This is a genomic window from Bradyrhizobium sp. SZCCT0153, assembly GCF_018129995.1.
Classification (GTDB): Bacteria; Pseudomonadota; Alphaproteobacteria; order Rhizobiales; family Xanthobacteraceae; genus Bradyrhizobium; species Bradyrhizobium japonicum_G.
Genome location: NZ_JAFCKS010000004.1, coordinates 89,089 through 105,566, shown reverse-complemented (window position 1 = coordinate 105,566; position 16,478 = coordinate 89,089). Strand labels below are relative to the sequence as shown.

At 64.7% G+C, this 16,478-nt stretch carries 12 protein-coding genes; 4 read left to right on the top strand and 8 right to left on the bottom strand.

The genetic code is table 11. The features are described from left to right. On the top strand, positions 1–2,787 hold the full coding sequence (treY, locus tag JQ572_RS18940; RefSeq protein ID WP_211384336.1) for a malto-oligosyltrehalose synthase: 2,787 nt from the start codon (positions 1–3) through the stop codon (positions 2,785–2,787). Positions 2,788–2,790: 3 nt separating this feature from the next. On the opposite strand, the gene JQ572_RS18935 is transcribed toward treY, so the two are convergent. After that, positions 2,791–3,108, bottom strand: a complete 318-nt coding sequence (locus tag JQ572_RS18935; RefSeq protein WP_211384335.1) for a polyhydroxyalkanoic acid system family protein — start codon at positions 3,106–3,108, stop codon at positions 2,791–2,793. Positions 3,109–3,280: 172 nt separating this feature from the next. On the opposite strand from JQ572_RS18935, the gene JQ572_RS18930 reads away from it, so the two are divergent. Further along, the gene (locus JQ572_RS18930; RefSeq protein WP_211384334.1) at positions 3,281–3,445 is read left to right on the top strand and encodes a DUF3309 family protein; all 165 of its coding nucleotides are present in this window, start codon (positions 3,281–3,283) and stop codon (positions 3,443–3,445) included. A 97-nt stretch (positions 3,446–3,542) separates the two neighbouring features. On the opposite strand, the gene ligD is transcribed toward JQ572_RS18930, so the two are convergent. Next, complete coding sequence (gene ligD, locus JQ572_RS18925) at positions 3,543–6,203, bottom strand: DNA ligase D (protein WP_211384333.1); 2,661 nt, start codon at positions 6,201–6,203, stop codon at positions 3,543–3,545. A gap of 119 nt (positions 6,204–6,322) precedes the next feature. Between ligD and ku the strand changes: the two genes are divergently transcribed. Then, the gene (gene ku, locus JQ572_RS18920) at positions 6,323–7,207 is read left to right on the top strand and encodes a non-homologous end joining protein Ku (RefSeq protein ID WP_211384332.1); all 885 of its coding nucleotides are present in this window, start codon (positions 6,323–6,325) and stop codon (positions 7,205–7,207) included. Positions 7,208–7,339: 132 nt separating this feature from the next. On the opposite strand, the gene JQ572_RS18915 is transcribed toward ku, so the two are convergent. The 6 genes from JQ572_RS18915 to JQ572_RS18890 all read right to left on the bottom strand — a co-directional run bounded on the left by JQ572_RS18915 (position 7,340) and on the right by JQ572_RS18890 (position 15,572). After that, positions 7,340–8,029, bottom strand: a complete 690-nt coding sequence (locus JQ572_RS18915) for a response regulator (protein ID WP_211384331.1) — start codon at positions 8,027–8,029, stop codon at positions 7,340–7,342. After that, the gene (locus JQ572_RS18910; protein ID WP_211384330.1) at positions 8,026–10,749 is read right to left on the bottom strand and encodes a sensor histidine kinase; all 2,724 of its coding nucleotides are present in this window, start codon (positions 10,747–10,749) and stop codon (positions 8,026–8,028) included. The genes JQ572_RS18915 and JQ572_RS18910 overlap by 4 nt, the downstream gene beginning before the upstream one ends. A 40-nt stretch (positions 10,750–10,789) precedes the next feature. After that, the gene (locus JQ572_RS18905) at positions 10,790–11,395 is read right to left on the bottom strand and encodes a K(+)-transporting ATPase subunit C (protein WP_211384329.1); all 606 of its coding nucleotides are present in this window, start codon (positions 11,393–11,395) and stop codon (positions 10,790–10,792) included. Between the two features lie 107 nt (positions 11,396–11,502). Beyond that, positions 11,503–13,617 (bottom strand): potassium-transporting ATPase subunit KdpB, encoded by a 2,115-nt coding sequence (gene kdpB / locus JQ572_RS18900; RefSeq protein ID WP_211384328.1) that lies wholly within the window; start codon positions 13,615–13,617, stop codon positions 11,503–11,505. 49 nt (positions 13,618–13,666) lie between these two features. Continuing rightward, a complete protein-coding gene (gene kdpA, locus JQ572_RS18895; protein WP_211384327.1) occupies positions 13,667–15,370 on the bottom strand; it encodes a potassium-transporting ATPase subunit KdpA in 1,704 nt (567 codons plus the stop codon). Positions 15,371–15,482: 112 nt separating this feature from the next. Beyond that, positions 15,483–15,572: a K(+)-transporting ATPase subunit F gene (locus JQ572_RS18890; protein ID WP_038965694.1), complete on the bottom strand. Its 90-nt coding sequence runs from the start codon at positions 15,570–15,572 to the stop codon at positions 15,483–15,485. Between the two features lie 428 nt (positions 15,573–16,000). On the opposite strand from JQ572_RS18890, the gene JQ572_RS18885 reads away from it, so the two are divergent. Continuing rightward, positions 16,001–16,468, top strand: coding sequence for a hypothetical protein (locus tag JQ572_RS18885; protein WP_211384326.1), 468 nt, complete (start codon positions 16,001–16,003; stop codon positions 16,466–16,468). The last annotated feature ends 10 nt before the right edge of the window (positions 16,469–16,478 follow it).

The window sequence follows — 16,478 nt, the reverse complement described above, 5'->3', positions numbered from 1 at the left end:
ATGCCTTCGGCAATCCCTCTCGCAACTTACCGGCTCCAGCTCACCGCAGAATTCGACTTCGACAAGGCCGCCGCAATCGTCCCCTATCTCAAGGCGCTGGGGATCACGCATCTCTACGCCTCGCCGGTGATGAAGGCGCGCAAGGGCTCGACCCATGGCTACGACACCGTCGATCACAGCCAGCTCAATCCGGAGCTCGGCGGCGAGGCCGGTTTTGCCCGGCTGAGCGAGGCCCTGACCAGGCACGATATCGGCCTCATCATCGACTTCGTGCCCAACCATGTCGGCGTGCATTTTGCCGATAATCCCTGGTGGCTCGACGTGCTGGAATGGGGCCAGGCATCGCCCCATGCAGTCTCCTTCGACATCGATTGGGATCAATTGGCCTTCCGTGCGCGCGACGGCGTGCTGCTGCCGATCCTCGGCGCATCCTACGGCGAGGCACTGGAGCGCGGCGATATCGAGCTGCGCTACGACCCGGACGAAGGCAGTTTTTCCGCCTGGTATTTCGAGCATCGCCTGCCGATCGCGCCGGAGCGTTACGGCGAATTGCTGCGCATGATCGTGAAGGAAGCCGACGCCGCCGAGACCGAGGCCGGCAAGCGCCTGCTGTCGCTCGCGGCCCGCTACACGGGACTGCGCCGTCCCAATCGCAAGGAGGCGCCGGGCTTCAAGGCCGAACTCAGGGAGATCGCAGGCAGCGCCGACCTCGTCGCGCGCGGCCTCGATGCCTATCGCGCCGCCAAGGACCGTCCCGCGCAGACGCTGACGCTGCATCATCTGCTGGAGCGCCAGCACTACAAGCTCGGGCACTGGCGCCTTGCCTCCAGCGACATCAATTATCGCCGCTTCTTCGACGTCAACGGCCTCGCCGGGCTGCGCGTCGAGGATCCCGGCACGTTCGCCGCAACGCACCGGCTGGTGAAGCAACTCGTTGCCGACGGCAGACTGCAAGGCATCCGCCTCGATCACATCGACGGCCTGCGCGATCCCGCGCAATATTGCCAGCGGCTGCGCCGGCTGGTGCGCGACGCGCAGGGCAAGACAAAGCCGTTCTATACGGTGATCGAGAAGATCCTGTGCGAGCACGAGCGCCTGCCGCACTTCGCCGGCGTCCAGGGCACCACCGGCTATGAGTGGATGAACGCCATCACTCACGTCCTCGTCGACGCCAAGGGGCTGGAGGCCCTGGACGAAACCTGGCGGCAGATCAGCAACCGGCCGCCACGGCTCGCGCCGTACGTCAAGGACGCCAAGCGGCGCGTGCTGGAGACGCTGTTGACCAGCGAATTCACGGTGCTGACGCGCCTGCTCGCGCGCATCGCCAACGGCCATTATTCGACCCGCGACTTTTCCGCCGACAGCCTGCGGCAGGCGCTCGAGCTTTATGTGCTGCATTTCCCGGTGTACCGTACCTACCTGACGACGAGCGCGCCGGCGGCGCATGATCGCAAGCTGATCGACGACACCATTGTGCGCGCCCGTGCGGAATGGTTCGCCGCGGACGAAGGCATCTTCGATTTCCTGCGCGATGCGCTCACCATGGACCTGCTCAAGCCGGGCCGCCTCCCGCACAGCGCCCCGCGGGTGCGCCGCTTTGCGCTGAAGGTGCAGCAATTCACAGGGCCGATGATGGCGAAGTCGCTGGAGGACACCGCCTTCTATCAATTCCACCGGCTGCTGGCCCTGAACGAGGTTGGCGGCGATCCCGCGAGCAAGGGCCTCACCATTGGCGCTTTCCACGAGATCATGCAGGCCCGCGCCAGGGAATGGCCGCAAGGGATGACGGCGACCGCCACGCATGACACCAAACGCGGCGAGGACACCCGCGCGCGGATCGCTGCCTTGAGTGAAATTCCCGGCGAATGGACCAGCGCCGTGGCACGCTGGAAAGTCCTGAACGCCCCGCACCTCGCGCTCGACGGCAATCTGCGCGCGCCGTCGGCGACTTTCGAATACATGCTCTACCAGACCCTGCTCGGCGCCTGGCCGCTTCAGGAGAAGGCCGATGCCGGCTTCGTCGAGCGTATCCAGGCCTATGCGCTCAAGGCCGCGCGCGAGGGCAAGGAAGAGACGAGCTGGCTCAACCCCCATGGGGCGTATGAGAGCGGCGTAACGAGCTTCATCGCGAAGATTCTCGATCCTGCGCAATCAGCCGAATTTCTGGAGGCGCTGCAGACCCTGGCCCGCCGCATCGCGCTGCTTGGGGCGCTGAACGCGCTCAGCCAGCTCACGCTCAAGGCGACCCTGCCCGGCGTGCCCGACTTATACCAAGGCACCGAATTCTGGGACCTTTCGCTGGTCGATCCCGACAACCGCCGCCCGGTGGATTTTTCCGCGCGCCACGCGGCGCTGAGTACGCTGGACGATCCGGATTGGGATAAGCTGATCAAGAGCTGGCCCGACGGCCGGCTCAAGCTGGCCTGGACGCGCCACCTCCTCAAGCTGCGCAACGAGCTTCCTGACGTTTTCGCCCGAGGCGACTACCAGCCGCTTCAGGTGCGGGGCGCCCATGCCGACCATGTGGTCGCGTTCGTCCGCCGGCATGGCCGTGCCGCGGCCATCATCCTGGTCGGCCGCCAGTTCGCACCTTTCGCGCAAGCAGGACGCGAATGGCCGACACACGATGGTTTCGACGCAACCGTCGACGTCGCGGGCTACGACGTGCCGGATCTCGCGGGCAACGATCTGTCGCTGGCGCAGGCTTTTCGCAATTTCCCCGCAGCCGTCATCGCGGCACGAACCGCGGGTGCGGCGAAGCCGGTCCGGCAGCGCGCCCGCGCTTGAACGCTAGCTTTTTCCGTCCTTGCTCAGCAGCAACTGGCCGCGCTTGCGGATCGTGGCCTGCGCCATCTCGGCGAAGCGCTGCAGCAGCCAGGGCAACACCACCTCAACCTTGACATGGTCGTCGGCAACGTCGACCTGCCCCGTCGCGACCTGGCCCATTGCGCGGATGCGAAAATTCATGGTGTCGCCGCTCCAGCGCTCCTCCTCAACCTGCATCACGGGAATGCTTGTTGCGGCACGGCCGAGCCCGGTCTTGAGCCGGCGCACCGCTTCCTCGCGGCCGAGACGATGCGGGATGGAAACGACAAGCGGTGCTGACATGGCCCTGCCCTGTAAGTGATTGATCCTCACATAGTCATGCCGGTCGCGAGGCCAAAGGTTCCATCCGCCTTACCAGCCACGCCCTGTTTCATATCTGGAACTTTAAAACCTGCGGCAAGTTGCCCTGAGCACAACATAGCAACCCTTTGACGAAGGGCTGGAGGAGATTCGCATGTCTATCGGTACAATCATCCTGATCATTTTGGTCATCGCGCTGCTCGGCGGCTTCAGCGGCATCGGCGGCGGCCCGTTCTACGGCACCGGCTATTACGGCGGCGGCGGCCTCGGGCTAATCATCGTAATCCTGCTGATCCTGCTGCTGATGGGACGGATCTAGCGACTGACATCGCAGGGTGGGCAAAGGCGCAACGCGCCGTGCCCACCTCTTCCTCGCGACGCAGGAAAGCTGGTGGGCAAGCTTCGCTTTGCCCACCCTACTTCGTTTTCGCCGCAAGCTTCTTCATCGCCGCCTTGATGGGCGCGGCCGCATCATCATAATTCTCCCACGCCTTCGAGCGGCCGAGCAATCCCGGCACGGTCCGCACCGTGTACCGCTTCGGATCGAGGTCGTCCTTCGCCTGCGCCCACGTCACAGGCATCGACACGGTCGCTCCATCGCGCGCCCGGGGCGATAAGGGCGCGACCGCCGTCGACATGCGATCATTGCGCAGATAATCGAGGAAGATCTTCCCGTTGCGCAGTTTCTTGGACATGTTGAGCAGATAGCGCTCGGGATCGTCGTCGGCCATCCACTGGCAGATGCCCTGCGCGAAGGCCTTGGCTTCCTTCCAGCTCACCTTGTCGCGGGCGCCATGGCGCAGCGGCACCACCAAATGCAGACCCTTGCCGCCGGTGGTCTTGCAAAAACTCTCCATGCCGACATCGGCCAGCCGCTGCCGCATCTCCTTGGCCGCCTCGACCACGTCGGCAAACTCGACGTCCGGCGCCGGGTCGAGGTCGAACACCAGGCGGCCCGGCGTGTCATACGCGCCCGGCGCGCAATTCCAGGGATGCAGTTCGAGGCCACCGATCTGCGCGACCGCGGCAAGCCCCTCGACACGGTCAATCTGCAAGTACGGCTTCCGGTCGCCTGAGACTTTTGCCAGTTCAAGCAGGTTCGAGCTCCCCGGCATGGCGTGGCGCTGGAAGAATTTTTCGCCACCGATGCCATCCGGCGCACGCACGATCGAGCAGGGGCGGCCCTTGAGATGTTCGATCATCCAGCCGCCGACCGCCTCGAAATACCGCGCGAGATCGAGCTTCGTGACGCCCTCGCCGTCGCCGCCGTCCGGCCACAGCTCCTTGTCCGGCTTGGAAATCAAGACGCCCATCACCTCGGCAGTGCCGGCGCCCTTCTTTTTGCCGGAGTTTGGCGCAGAACGTCTCTTCGGCGAAGGCTCAGCGAGCTCGGTATCAACTGGCGTCTCCGCCTCGACCTCCTCCGCCGGCTTGTCTTGCCGCAGCCCCCTGAAGGCGGCCTGACGAATGTTGCCGTCGGCGGTGAAGCCGGCGAACTCGATCTCGGCGACGAGTTCCGGCTTCAGCCAGTGCACTTCGCGGTCTTTTTTCGGTGCGTTCTTGCCGCCGAACGGGCTTTGCTTCGCCTCCATGGCCTTCAAGGACGGCATGATGCGCTTGACCATGTCCGCGCCGAAGCCGGTGCCGACCATGCCGACGAAGGCGAGATGATCGCCGCGGTGCACGCCGGCCATCAGCGAGCGGAATTTGCCGTTGGTCGTCTTGTAGCCGCCGATCACGACCTCATGGCCGGCGCGGCATTTGGCCTTGGTCCAGCTCTCGGTGCGGCCGGAGCGATAGGGCGCGTCCAGCTTCTTTGACACCACGCCTTCCAGCTCGAGCTTGCAGGCCGATTGCAGCACGGCGTCGCCGCTGCTCTCGAAATGATCGACATAGCGGATCTGGCTCGATTTGCGCTTGCGCGCTTCCAGAAGTTCCTTCAGCCGCGCCTTGCGCTCGCCGAGCGGCAGACGGCGATGATCGAGGCCGTCCGCGAACAAGAGGTCGAAGGCGAAGAAGATGAGCTCGTCGGTCTTGCCGTCCGATAGCGCAGCCTGGAGCGAGGAGAAATTCGGTGCGCCATTGTGGTCCAGCGCGACGATCTCGCCGTCGATGATCACGTCCGTCAGCACACCCGCTTCCTTCGCAATCGCGGCGAACTTGTCGGTCCAGTCGAGACCTTTTCGCGTCTTCAGCGTCGCCTCGCCCTCCTCGACGCGGAGCTGCACGCGATAACCGTCGAACTTGATCTCGTGGCACCAGCCCTCGCCGCCCGGCGGCCGCTCGACTGGCGTGCAGAGCTGCGGCGCCACGAAGTCCGGCATCTCCGCGACCTTCTTGGCGTTCGAGGCCGTCGTCGTCTTCCCTGCCTTCCGGGTCTTCAAGGCCGTGCGCGGCGCCGGCATGACCGTGCGCCCTTTCGTCTCGTCGGCCCGGTTGGACTGCCAGACCGCGTCCGCCTTGGTCCTGGCGCCCTTCGCCAGCATGAACGGTTTTGGCGCGCGGCCCTTGCCTTCGGCGATCTGATCCATCGCACGGCCGGAGGCGACCGACTTGTCCTCGCTGAGAATGTCCTCGCCCTCGGCCGCATATTCGTCGCGGTGCTTGATCAGGAGCCAATTGGTGCGCTTGCCGCCGCTGCGGTCATTGCGCATGCGCACCAGCACCCAGCTTCCGTGCAGCTTGTCGCCATGCAGGGTGAACTTGAGATCGCCTTTCTTGAAGCCGGCTTCCGGATCATCCGATTCCCAGGTGCCGCGGTCCCACAGCATCACCGTGCCGCCGCCATATTGTCCCTCGGGGATGGTGCCTTCGAAATCGCCATAGTCGAGCGGATGGTCCTCGACCTCGACCGCCAGGCGCTTGTCATGCGGGTCAAGCGAAGGACCCTTCGTCACGGCCCAGGACTTGAAGACACCGTCGAATTCGAGGCGGAGATCGTAATGAAGGCGGGTGGCGTCATGCTTCTGGATCACGAAACGCCGCTGCTTCGATGGCGCCACTGCGGTCTTGCCGGACGGCTCCGGTGTCTTCTCGAAGTCACGCTTCTGTCGGTAGGTGGAGAGTTTTCGCAGCACGACCGGTCCCGCATTATCTAATCGCGTTAAAGCCTATCACGGCAAAAGTCCCAGCCGGAACCAAAACCCCGGAGCCCGGTTGGAGTTCCTGAAAAGCCTTGGAATCGCTGGAGAATGGAATGGCCCCCCGTGCCTATTGGAAGGGAACGTTGAAGCTCTCGCTGGTCAGTTGTCCGGTCGTGCTTTATCCCGCGACCACTGCGGCCGAGAAGACGCGGTTTCACATGATCAACCGCGAGACCGGCAACAGGCTCAAGCAGCAGATGGTCGATGCTGAGACCGGCGACGTCGTCGAAAGCGACCAGAAGGGGCGCGGCTACGAGCTGCGAAAGGGCAAATATGTCGAGATCGAGCCGGAAGAGCTCGAGGCGCTCCAGATCGAGAGCAATCACACCATCGACATCGAGAGCTTCGTGCCGAGCGAGGAGATCGACCAGCGCTATCTCAACCACCCCTATTACATCGCGCCCGACGGTAAGGCTGCGGTCGACGCCTTCGCCGTGATCCGCGATGCCATGAAGGACCAGGACCGCGTCGCGCTCGCCAAGATCGTGCTCACCAACCGCGAGCACATCATCGCCATCGAGCCGCTCGGCAAGGGCCTGCTGGGCACCACGCTGCGCTTCCCATACGAGCTGCGCGACGAGGACCAGTTCTTCGACGACATCAAGAACCCGAAGACCACCAAGGACATGGTCGAGCTCGCCGGCCACATCCTGCATACCAAGGCCTCGCATTTCGACCCCAGCAAGTTCAAGGACGAATACGAGAACGCCCTGAAGGCGCTAGTGAAGCGCAAGGCCAGCGGCAGGAAGATCGAGCTGCCGGAGCCCGAAGAGCGGCCGAGCAACGTCGTCAACCTGATGGACGCGCTGAAGCAGAGCCTGAAGGGACGCGGCGGAAAGAAAACGGCAGCGAAGGCTCACGCGCGCCGCGCGACGGGGCGTAGCCGCAGCGCGAAGAATACGCATCGTTCGACAGCCCGACACCGGAAGGCGGGTTAACCCATTCCGTCATTGCGAGCGCAGAGAAGCAATCCAGAATCTTTCCGCGGAGACAGCCTGGATTGCTTCTCTGCACTCGCAATGACGGGTATGGCCGGAAACGCGCTCTTCAGTCCTACGGCGTGAAATACACTAATCTCCCGCCTTCAGCCGGTAGCCGATCCCCGTCTCCGTCAGCACATATTGCGGACGCTCCGGATCGGCCTCGATCTTCTGGCGGAGCTGGCGGACATAGACGCGCAGATATTGCGCGTCGGTCAGCTCGTCCCACAGCTCCTTGAGCAGGAAGCGATGGGTCAGCACCTTGCCGGCGTGCTGCACGAGCACACGCAGCAGATCGTATTCCTTCGGCGACAGCTTGATGTCGCGCTCGCCGATCTTGACGATGCGGCGGACGAGATCGACCGAGAGATCGCCGCTGCGAAAGATCGGGCGCTCGCCCTGGACCTGCAACTGGTGACGCAGCGCGGCGCGCAGGCGCGCCAGCAGCTCGTCCATGCCGAACGGTTTGGTCAGGTAGTCGTCGGCGCCGAGATCGAGCGCCTGCACCTTGCCGGCCTCGTCCCCGCGGCTCGACAGCACCACGATCGGCACGCTTTCGTTGCGGGCGCGGATGGTGCGCAGCAGCTCGTGGCCCTGGACGTCGGGCAAGCCTAGATCGAGGATGATAAGCGCGGGCTCTTCGCTGAGCTTTTCCAGCGCGGTCTTGCCGTTCGGCGCCTCCAGGATCTCATAGCCCTGCGTCGTCAGCCCCATCCGCAGCAATTTGCGGATCGGCGGCTCGTCGTCGATGACCAGCACCTTGATGGGGGCAGCGCTCATGCGGCGGTATCCAATGAGTGGGTCTGTGCCGGAACAGGCAGACGGATGGTCAGGACCGCGCCGCTCCGGTCATTGCGGTTGGCGGCCGCGATCGTGCCGCGCATCGCCTCGACGAAGCCGCGGGAGATGGCAAGCCCGAGCCCGGTGCCCGGGCGGACGTGATCGCCCTTCTGCGCGCGGTAGAACTTGTCGAACACGCTCTCGAGCTCGTCCGGCGGAATGCCGTCGCCTTCGTCGGCGACCTGAAGCACCACATGATCCCTGTCGCGCTGGCTCCTGATCGAGATCGTGGTGTCGGGCCGCGAATATTTGGCGGCGTTGTCGAGCAGGTTGAACAGCACCTGCTCGAATAGCACGGCATCGAGCTGGAGCATGGGGAGGTCCGCGGCAAGCACCAGCTCGACCTTGTGGGCGGTGAGAATCTTGGCTGCCCGTCGCAGCGCGCTGCCGACGATCTCGCCGAGGTCGTGCAGCGCCGTGTTGGGCACGATGGCGCCGGATTCGAGCTTGGTCATGTCGAGCAGATTGGCGATGAAGCGGTTGAGCCGCTCGGACTCGTCGATCACGGTGGCGAGCAGGTCGCGCTTCTCGGTGTCGGACAACGCCCCGGCGAGATCACGCATGGTCGAGGCGGCCCCCAGCACGGACGCGAGCGGCGTCTTGAGATCGTGCGAAATCGAGGTCAGCAGCGCCGAGCGCAGCCGCTCGGACTCGACGGTCCGCTTGACGCGGTCCATGTCCTCGACCAGCAGTACGCGCTCGATCGCGAGCGCGCCCTGGTCGACCAGCGCGTCGAGAAGCCGCCGCTGGTCCGGCGTCAGCAAGGGACCTGTGCGATCGTCGTCGATGCCGATGACGCCGATCGGGCCGCGCCCGGTACGCATCGGCAGGAACAGCCGTTTTGCACCCGGCAGCGTGTCCGAGCCGCGGCCGGCCGTGCGATCGTTGCTCCAGGCCCAGTTGGCGGCGGCAAGATCGGCCTGGTCGAGCTCATCCTCTGGCGGATAACCGGACTTGACCGTGAGCAGGCCGTCCTCGGGCAACAACAGCACCACGCGGACCTTCAGCATCAGCGCGGTCTGATAGGCGGTCGCCCACAGCACGTCATCGAGCGTGGCGGTGCCCGCAAGCTTGCGGCTGAACGCATAGAGCTGCTCGGTCGTGCGGATGCGGCCGATCGCGGTGTCGGCCTGGGTCCGCACCCGTCCCGCAACGTTCGACACCACAAACGCAATCAGCATGAAGAAGAAGAACGCCGCGACATTGGTCGGATCGGTAATCGTGAACGTGTAGACCGGCGGCAGGAAGAAGAAATTATACGCCAGCGACGCCGCTATGCTCGCCAGGAGCGACGGCCATAGCCCATAGCGAACGGCCACGGCGACCACCGCGGTCAGGAACATCAGGTCGACGTTTTCGATGCCGAAATAGGGCTTGATGCCCACCGCTGCGGCAAGGCCGAGCGCAGTGATCCCGAGCGCCTTCAGATAGGGACGTGCGTCAAACGGCTCGGAACGTGCCGCGGTCTGGATCGCCGACTTCGGCACGGGCTCGATCGCGAGCTCATCGCCGGGAATGACGTGAACGCTGATATTGCCGGCACTGCGCACCAGATCATGCACGACGGAACCGCGCGTCAATTCGAACCACCGCGATCGCGTCGACTTGCCGATCACGATCTGGGTGACGTTGTTGCCTTGCGCGAAATTGATGACGTCGTCGGCGATGCGGCGGCCGACGGCGGGGATGGTCAGGGCCTCGCCGCCGAGCGCTTCCGCGAGCCGCAGCGTATCGGCGACCCGGTCGCGCTCTTCGTCGGAAAGCTGGAGCGAGCGCCGTGTCTCGATCGAGATCGCGGTGAACGCCGCATGCAATCGGTCGGCCAGCCGCTTGGTGTAGCGCACGAGGCTCGCAGCGCGCGGGTCCTCGCTGACGCAGACGAGAATGCGCTCGCCTGCGGCCCAGGGCCCGGCGATAGCGTTCGCCTGCATGTGCGTGAGCAGCTGCTCATCAACCCGCTCCGCCGTGCGCCGCAGCGCCAGCTCGCGCAGCGCGGTCAGATTGCCCGGCGAGAAATAATGCTCCAGCGCGCGCTCGGCCTGCTTGGGCACATAGACCTTGCCCTCCTTCAGCCGCTGGATCAAATCGTCAGGCGTGAGGTCGATCAGCTCGATCGCATCGGCGCGGTCGAATACCGAATCGGGCACCGTCTCGCGCACCCGCACATGGGTGATCTGCGCGACGACGTCGTTGAGGCTCTCGATGTGCTGGATGTTGACGGCGGTGTAGACGTCGATGCCGTGGGAGAGCAGCTCCTCGACGTCGAGATAGCGTTTTGGATGGCGGCTGCCAGCCGCATTGGTGTGGGCGAGCTCGTCGACCAAGGCGATTTTCGGCCGCCTTGCGATCACCGCATCGAGGTCCATCTCCTCGACGATCTGGCTGCGGTAGTCGAGCCGCTTGCGCGGGACCACCTCGAGCCCCCGCACCAGAGCCTCGGTCTCGGCGCGGCCATGGGTCTCGACGAAGCCGACCACGACGTCGATGCCGGCCTTGCGCTTGGCGTGGGCGCTCTGCAGCATCTCGTAGGTCTTGCCGACGCCGGGGGCGGCGCCGACAAAGATCTTCAACTTGCCGCTCGCGCCCTCCTCCCGGCGCGCAGCTTCCAGCAGCGCCTCGGGAGACGGCCGTTGTTCGGGATCGCGGCGCTCTCGGACCATCAGGCCAATATAGTCATCCGGGCATTCCTAGCATAGAGCGCTACTTCGCGGCCACACGATCAAGCGCGAGGTTCAGCGCCAATACGTTAACGCGGGGTTCGCCAAGCAAGCCGAGCCAACGGCCCTGCGTGGTGGAGGCCACGAGCTGCTTCAGCGTGTCTTCCGGCATATTCCGAGCCTTGGCGATCCGCGGCACCTGGAATTGGGCAGCTTCCGGCGAGATGTCCGGATCGAGACCACTGGCCGAGGTCGTGACCAGGTCAACCGGCACGGCCGCGTTCGGGTTCTCACTCTTGAGCTTGTCCACGTCTTCCTTCAACCGGTCGGCCAGCGCCTTGCTGGTCGGACCGAGATTGGAGCCGCCGGAGTTGGCGGCGTTGTAGGGCGCCGAGACCGTCTTGGTCGAGTCGCTCGGGTCCGGCGCGAGCGTCGCCGAGGGGCGGCCGTGGAAGTATTTGTCGTCCTTGAACTCCTGCCCGATCAGGGCGGAGCCGATCACCTTGCCGTCCTTCTCGATCAAGCTGCCTTGCGCCTGCGCCGGGAAGATCGCGCCGGCGACAGCCGTCATCGCAAGCGGATAGGCCAGGCCCGTGATGGCGGTCAGCACCAGCAGCAGGACGATGGCGGGGCGGATTTCTCTGAGCATGTTAGGTCTCCAAATATATCGTCATCGCGAGCGAAGCGAAGCATTCCAGGGTCTTTCCACCGAGGCAGTCTGGATTGCTTCGTCGCTTCGCTCCTCGCAATGACGGGTTAGGCCAGATGCAAGGCGACGACGACGAGGTCGATCGCCTTGATGCCGATAAAGGGAATGACGATACCGCCGAGGCCGTAGATCAGCAGGTTGCGTCGAAGCAAAGCGCCGGCACCGACCGCACGATAGGCGACGCCCTTCAGCGCCAGCGGGATCAACCCAATGATGATCAACGCGTTGAAGATGATCGCCGACAGGATGGCGCTTTGCGGGCTCGACAGGTTCATGACGTTGAGCACGTTGAGCTGCGGATAGAATGCCAGGAACATCGCCGGGATGATCGCAAAATACTTTGCGACGTCGTTGGCGATCGAGAACGTGGTCAGTGCACCGCGCGTCATCAGCAGCTGCTTGCCGATCTCGACTACCTCGATCAGCTTGGTCGGGTTGGAATCGAGGTCGACCATGTTGCCGGCCTCGCGGGCCGCCTGGGTGCCGGTGTTCATGGCGACACCGACGTCGGCCTGCGCGAGCGCCGGCGCGTCGTTGGTGCCGTCGCCGCACATGGCCACCAGCTTGCCCTTGGCCTGCTCGTCGCGGATCAGCTTGAGCTTGTCCTCGGGAGTTGCCTGCGCCAGGAAATCGTCGACGCCGGCCTCCGCCGCGATCGCCGCGGCCGTCATCGGGTTGTCGCCCGTGATCATGACGGTACGGATGCCCATGCGGCGCAGCTCGGCAAAGCGCTCGCGGATGCCGCCCTTGACGATGTCCTTGAGCTGAACGACGCCGAGCAGCTTGCCGTCCCTGGCGACAGCAAGCGGGGTACCGCCCGCCTTCGCAATGTCGTCCGCAATGGTCTGGACCTCGCGTCCGATGTCCGACAGCGCCACCGGCTGGATGGCCCGTGCGGTGTTGCCGGAAGCGACGGCCAGCGGCGCGCCGCCCCCGACATAATTGAGCATGGCATCGACCGCGCCCTTGCGCACCGACGAGCCGCCGGCATCGACGCCGCTCATGCGGGTCTGCGCCGTGAACGGGATGAACGTCGCGCCAAGCTCGGCCATGTCGCGCCCGCGAATGCCATACTTCTCTTTCGCCAGCACGACGATGGAACGGCCTTCCGGCGTCTCGTCGGCGAGTGAGGCAAGCTGGGCTGCGTCCGCCAGCTCCTGCTCGGTCACGCCGCGAACCGGACGGAACGCAGTCGCCTGGCGATTGCCGAGCGTGATCGTTCCGGTCTTGTCCAGCAGCAGCGTATCGACGTCGCCGGCGGCCTCGACGGCGCGGCCCGACATCGCCAGCACGTTGAAGCGCACCAGGCGATCCATGCCGGCGATGCCGATCGCCGACAGCAGCGCACCGATCGTCGTCGGGATCAACGTCACGAACAGCGCGACCAGCACGATCACCGAGATCGAGCCGCCGGCATAAGCCGCATAGCTCGGGATGGTGACGGTGGCGAACACGAAGATGATGGTGAGACCCGCGAGCAGAATGTTGAGCGCGATCTCGTTCGGCGTCTTCGCCCGCTCGGCGCCCTCGACCAGCTTGATCATGCGGTCGATGAAGGTCGAGCCCTGCGCCGCCGTGATGCGGACGCGGATCCAGTCGGACAGCACCTGCGTGCCGCCGGTCACCGCCGAACGGTCACCGCCGGATTCACGGATCACGGGTGCGGACTCGCCGGTGATGGCAGCCTCGTTGACGGAGGCGACGCCCTCGATCACCTCGCCGTCGGAGGGGATGGTATCGCCCGCCTCGACCAGCACGATGTCGCCGACCTTCAGGCTGGTACCCGGCACGAGCTGGAAGGCCTGCCCGGCGCCGGTCAGCAGCTTGGCCTGGCTCTCGGTGCGGGTCTTGCGCAGCGAATCGGCCTGCGCCTTGCCGCGGCCTTCGGCGACCGCTTCGGCGAAATTGGCGAACAGCACCGTGAACCAGAGCCAGAGGATGATCTGGAAGGTGAAGCCGAGATTCGCGCCGCCGGTGACGAGGTCGCGCAGGAAGATCACCGTGGTGAGCGCGGCCACGGTCTCGACCACGAACATCACGGGATTTCTGATCATCAGCCGCGGGTCGAGCTTGGTGAAGGACGCGCGAATCGCGGGCACGACGATCTTGGGATCGAGCATCGCCGAGACGGAAGCGCGTTTTTGCAGTTTCATCGTATCCATGGAGGTCACTCCAAACAATCAGAAGGCTGTCGATCAGAACACTTGCTGTTCAGAAAACTTGGCCGGCGTTCATCGCGAGATGCTCGACGATCGGGCCGAGCGCGAGCGCCGGGAAGAAGGTCAGGCCGCCGATGATCAGGATCACGCCGACGACGAGGCCGACGAACAGCCCGCCGGTGGTCGGGAGGGTGCCCGCAGACGGCGGAATGGACTTTTTCGCGGCGAGCGAGCCCGCGATCGCCATCGCGGGAACGATCATGAAGAACCGGCCGACGAACATCGCGCTGGCGAGCGTGAGGTTGTAAAAGAAAGTGTTGCCGGTGAGCCCCGCGAAGGCGGAGCCGTTGTTGCCGGTCGCCGAGGTGAAGGCGTAGAGCACCTCGGTGAAGCCGTGCGGGCCGGCATTCGCCATCGAGGCGACCGCCGCCGGATAGACCACTCCGACCGCGGTCCAGCCCAGGATCATCAGCGGCAGCACCAGGATGGAGAGCATCGCCATCTTGACCTCGCGCGCCTCGATCTTCTTGCCGACATATTCCGGCGTGCGGCCGACCATCAGGCCTGCGACGAAGATCGCAAGGATGACGAACAGCAGCATGCCGTACATGCCGGCGCCGACGCCGCCGACGATGATTTCGCCCAGCTCGATGTTAATCAGGGGAATCATGCCGCCGAGCGCGGTGAAGCTGTCATGCATGGCGTTGACCGCACCGCAGGAGGCCGCCGTCGTGATCACCGCGAACAGCGAGGAGGCAACGATGCCGAAGCGGACTTCCTTGCCTTCCATGTTGCCGCCGGTCAGGCCGAGCGCCTGCAGGGTCGAGGTGCCATTGGCTTCGGCCCAATAGGTGACGGCGACGCCGGCGACGAACAGCACGCCCATCACGGCGAGGATTGCCCAGCCCTGGCGCTGATTGCCGACCATGCGGCCGAACACATTGGTGAGCGCCGCACCGAGCGCGAAGATCGACAGCATCTGCACGAAATTCGACAGCGCGGTCGGGTTTTCGAAAGGGTGCGCGGCGTTGGCATTGAAGAAACCGCCGCCGTTGGTGCCGAGCATCTTGATCGCGACCTGCGAGGCGACCGGGCCGACCGCGATGGTCTGCTTGGCGCCTTCGAGCGTCGTCGCTTCGACATAATCGCCCAACGTCTGCGGCATGCCCTGCCAGACCAGGAACAGCGTGTAGACGACGCAGATCGGCAGCAGCACGTAGAGCGTCGTGCGGGTGACGTCGACCCAGAAATTACCGACGGTGCGCGCCGAGGCGCGCGAGAAGCCGCGGATCAGGGCGACCGCGAGCGCGATGCCGGTTGCGGCCGACAGGAAATTCTGGTGCGTCAGGCCGAGCATTTGCACGAGATAGGAGATCGTGCTCTCGCCGCCGTAGTTCTGCCAGTTGGTGTTGGTGATGAAGGAGATCGCCGTGTTGAAGGAGAGGTCCTCCGCGACCGCGCCCTGGCCTGCCGGATTGAAGGGCAGCACGGCCTGCAACCGCATCACGCCATAGATGATGAGAAAGCCGCCGACATGGAACAGCAGCATGGAGACCGTGTAGGTCAGCCAGTGCTGCTCGCGCTTCTCGTCGACGCCGGAGAACCAGTAGATGCCGGCCTCGATCGGCCGCAGCACCGGCGACAGGAACGTCCGTTCGCCGTCGAACACGCGCGTCATGTACCAGCCGAGCGGCTTGGCGAGCGCGACGATGATCGCGCAATAGAGAATGATCTGGAGCCAACCGATCATGGTCATGGAATCAATCCTTCAGGCTTGGCGCCCGGCGCAACAGCGGCAGGGACACCGTCAGCAGGCAGGCGACGAGCACGGCGTCCGCCAGCAGCAATTCGACAAGGAGCAGCACGGCTCAGAACCGTTCCGGCCGCAGCAGCGCGTAGGTGAGGTAGAACAGGAGGCCGAACGAGACGGCACCGGCGAGCGCATAATCAAAGATCATGGTCCGCTCCCTCACAGCCGTTCGCAGGCGTAGGTGTAGCCGATCGCAAGGGCGAAAAAGGCGAAGCCCAGCGCCAGCATCAGAATGTCCATCATGGAGATACTCCTCGTTGCGTCTTTATGTCCGGCGCAACCATTTCTCTGGGACCCGGCGGGGCGCGCGGACATGGAATGCAACGCGCTTCCACGGCGCCAGTCGGGACTTTTGACCGTGCTGAAGTGCCACCACGGGCATAGGTTTTCGAGATGAGGGCTATGGCGACGTTATAGGAATCTCATAAAGGCCGGGGCGCGGCGCCGAACGGGATAGGCCCGCCACTTATGAAATCCCTATATCTCCCGCCCCGTCCCCATCTCGTTTTCAAATGCCATTTTCGCCATTTTGGAGAGGCCGGCCGACTGACCGACGCCAATTCCAGGAGGCCTGACATGACCGCCACACTCCGACACTACGACCCGCCTTCAATCAGCCAGCGGCTTCGCGCGGCACCGACAGTGACGCGATCGCTGCTGCTGGACATCATCGATCACGCCTGCCGGCGCTTCCCTTCGCTTGGACAAAGTGAGCGCACAGCGCGCATCATGCGCCTGGTCGATGCCGAGGCCTGGGCCGATGCCGCGCTGGCGCTGCTGGAGCTCGAGCTGCCGCTGTGGCAGGTCCGCCGCATCGCCTATGACGAGGGTGAATGGCATTGCGCGCTCTCGCGCGAGCGCGAATTGCCGGACTGGCTCGACGCCGCTGTCGAAGCCCGGCATGCCGACCTTGCGTTGGCCCTGCTGTCGGCGTTCATCGAGGTACAGGCGTTGGCCGTGGAAATCTCGCGGCCGAGCGTTCCCATCGTGCGCCCCGCCCCCGACCCGTTCTATGAGCCGGTCGGCTGCGAGAACTTCAGCTAGCCGGCCGGGC

Excerpts from the sequence above, each read along its gene's own strand:
- treY (WP_211384336.1), top strand. The coding sequence starts at position 1 with ATGCCTTCGGCAATCCCTCTCGCAACTTACCGGCTCCAGCTCACCGCA.
- JQ572_RS18935 (WP_211384335.1), bottom strand. The coding sequence starts at position 3,108 with ATGTCAGCACCGCTTGTCGTTTCCATCCCGCATCGTCTCGGCCGCGAG.
- JQ572_RS18930 (WP_211384334.1), top strand. The coding sequence starts at position 3,281 with ATGTCTATCGGTACAATCATCCTGATCATTTTGGTCATCGCGCTGCTC.
- ku (WP_211384332.1), top strand. The coding sequence starts at position 6,323 with ATGGCCCCCCGTGCCTATTGGAAGGGAACGTTGAAGCTCTCGCTGGTC.
- JQ572_RS18915 (WP_211384331.1), bottom strand. The coding sequence starts at position 8,029 with ATGAGCGCTGCCCCCATCAAGGTGCTGGTCATCGACGACGAGCCGCCG.
- JQ572_RS18910 (WP_211384330.1), bottom strand. The coding sequence starts at position 10,749 with ATGGTCCGAGAGCGCCGCGATCCCGAACAACGGCCGTCTCCCGAGGCG.
- JQ572_RS18905 (WP_211384329.1), bottom strand. The coding sequence starts at position 11,395 with ATGCTCAGAGAAATCCGCCCCGCCATCGTCCTGCTGCTGGTGCTGACC.
- kdpB (WP_211384328.1), bottom strand. The coding sequence starts at position 13,617 with ATGGATACGATGAAACTGCAAAAACGCGCTTCCGTCTCGGCGATGCTC.
- kdpA (WP_211384327.1), bottom strand. The coding sequence starts at position 15,370 with ATGACCATGATCGGTTGGCTCCAGATCATTCTCTATTGCGCGATCATC.
- JQ572_RS18890 (WP_038965694.1), bottom strand. The coding sequence starts at position 15,572 with ATGATCTTTGATTATGCGCTCGCCGGTGCCGTCTCGTTCGGCCTCCTG.
- JQ572_RS18885 (WP_211384326.1), top strand. The coding sequence starts at position 16,001 with ATGACCGCCACACTCCGACACTACGACCCGCCTTCAATCAGCCAGCGG.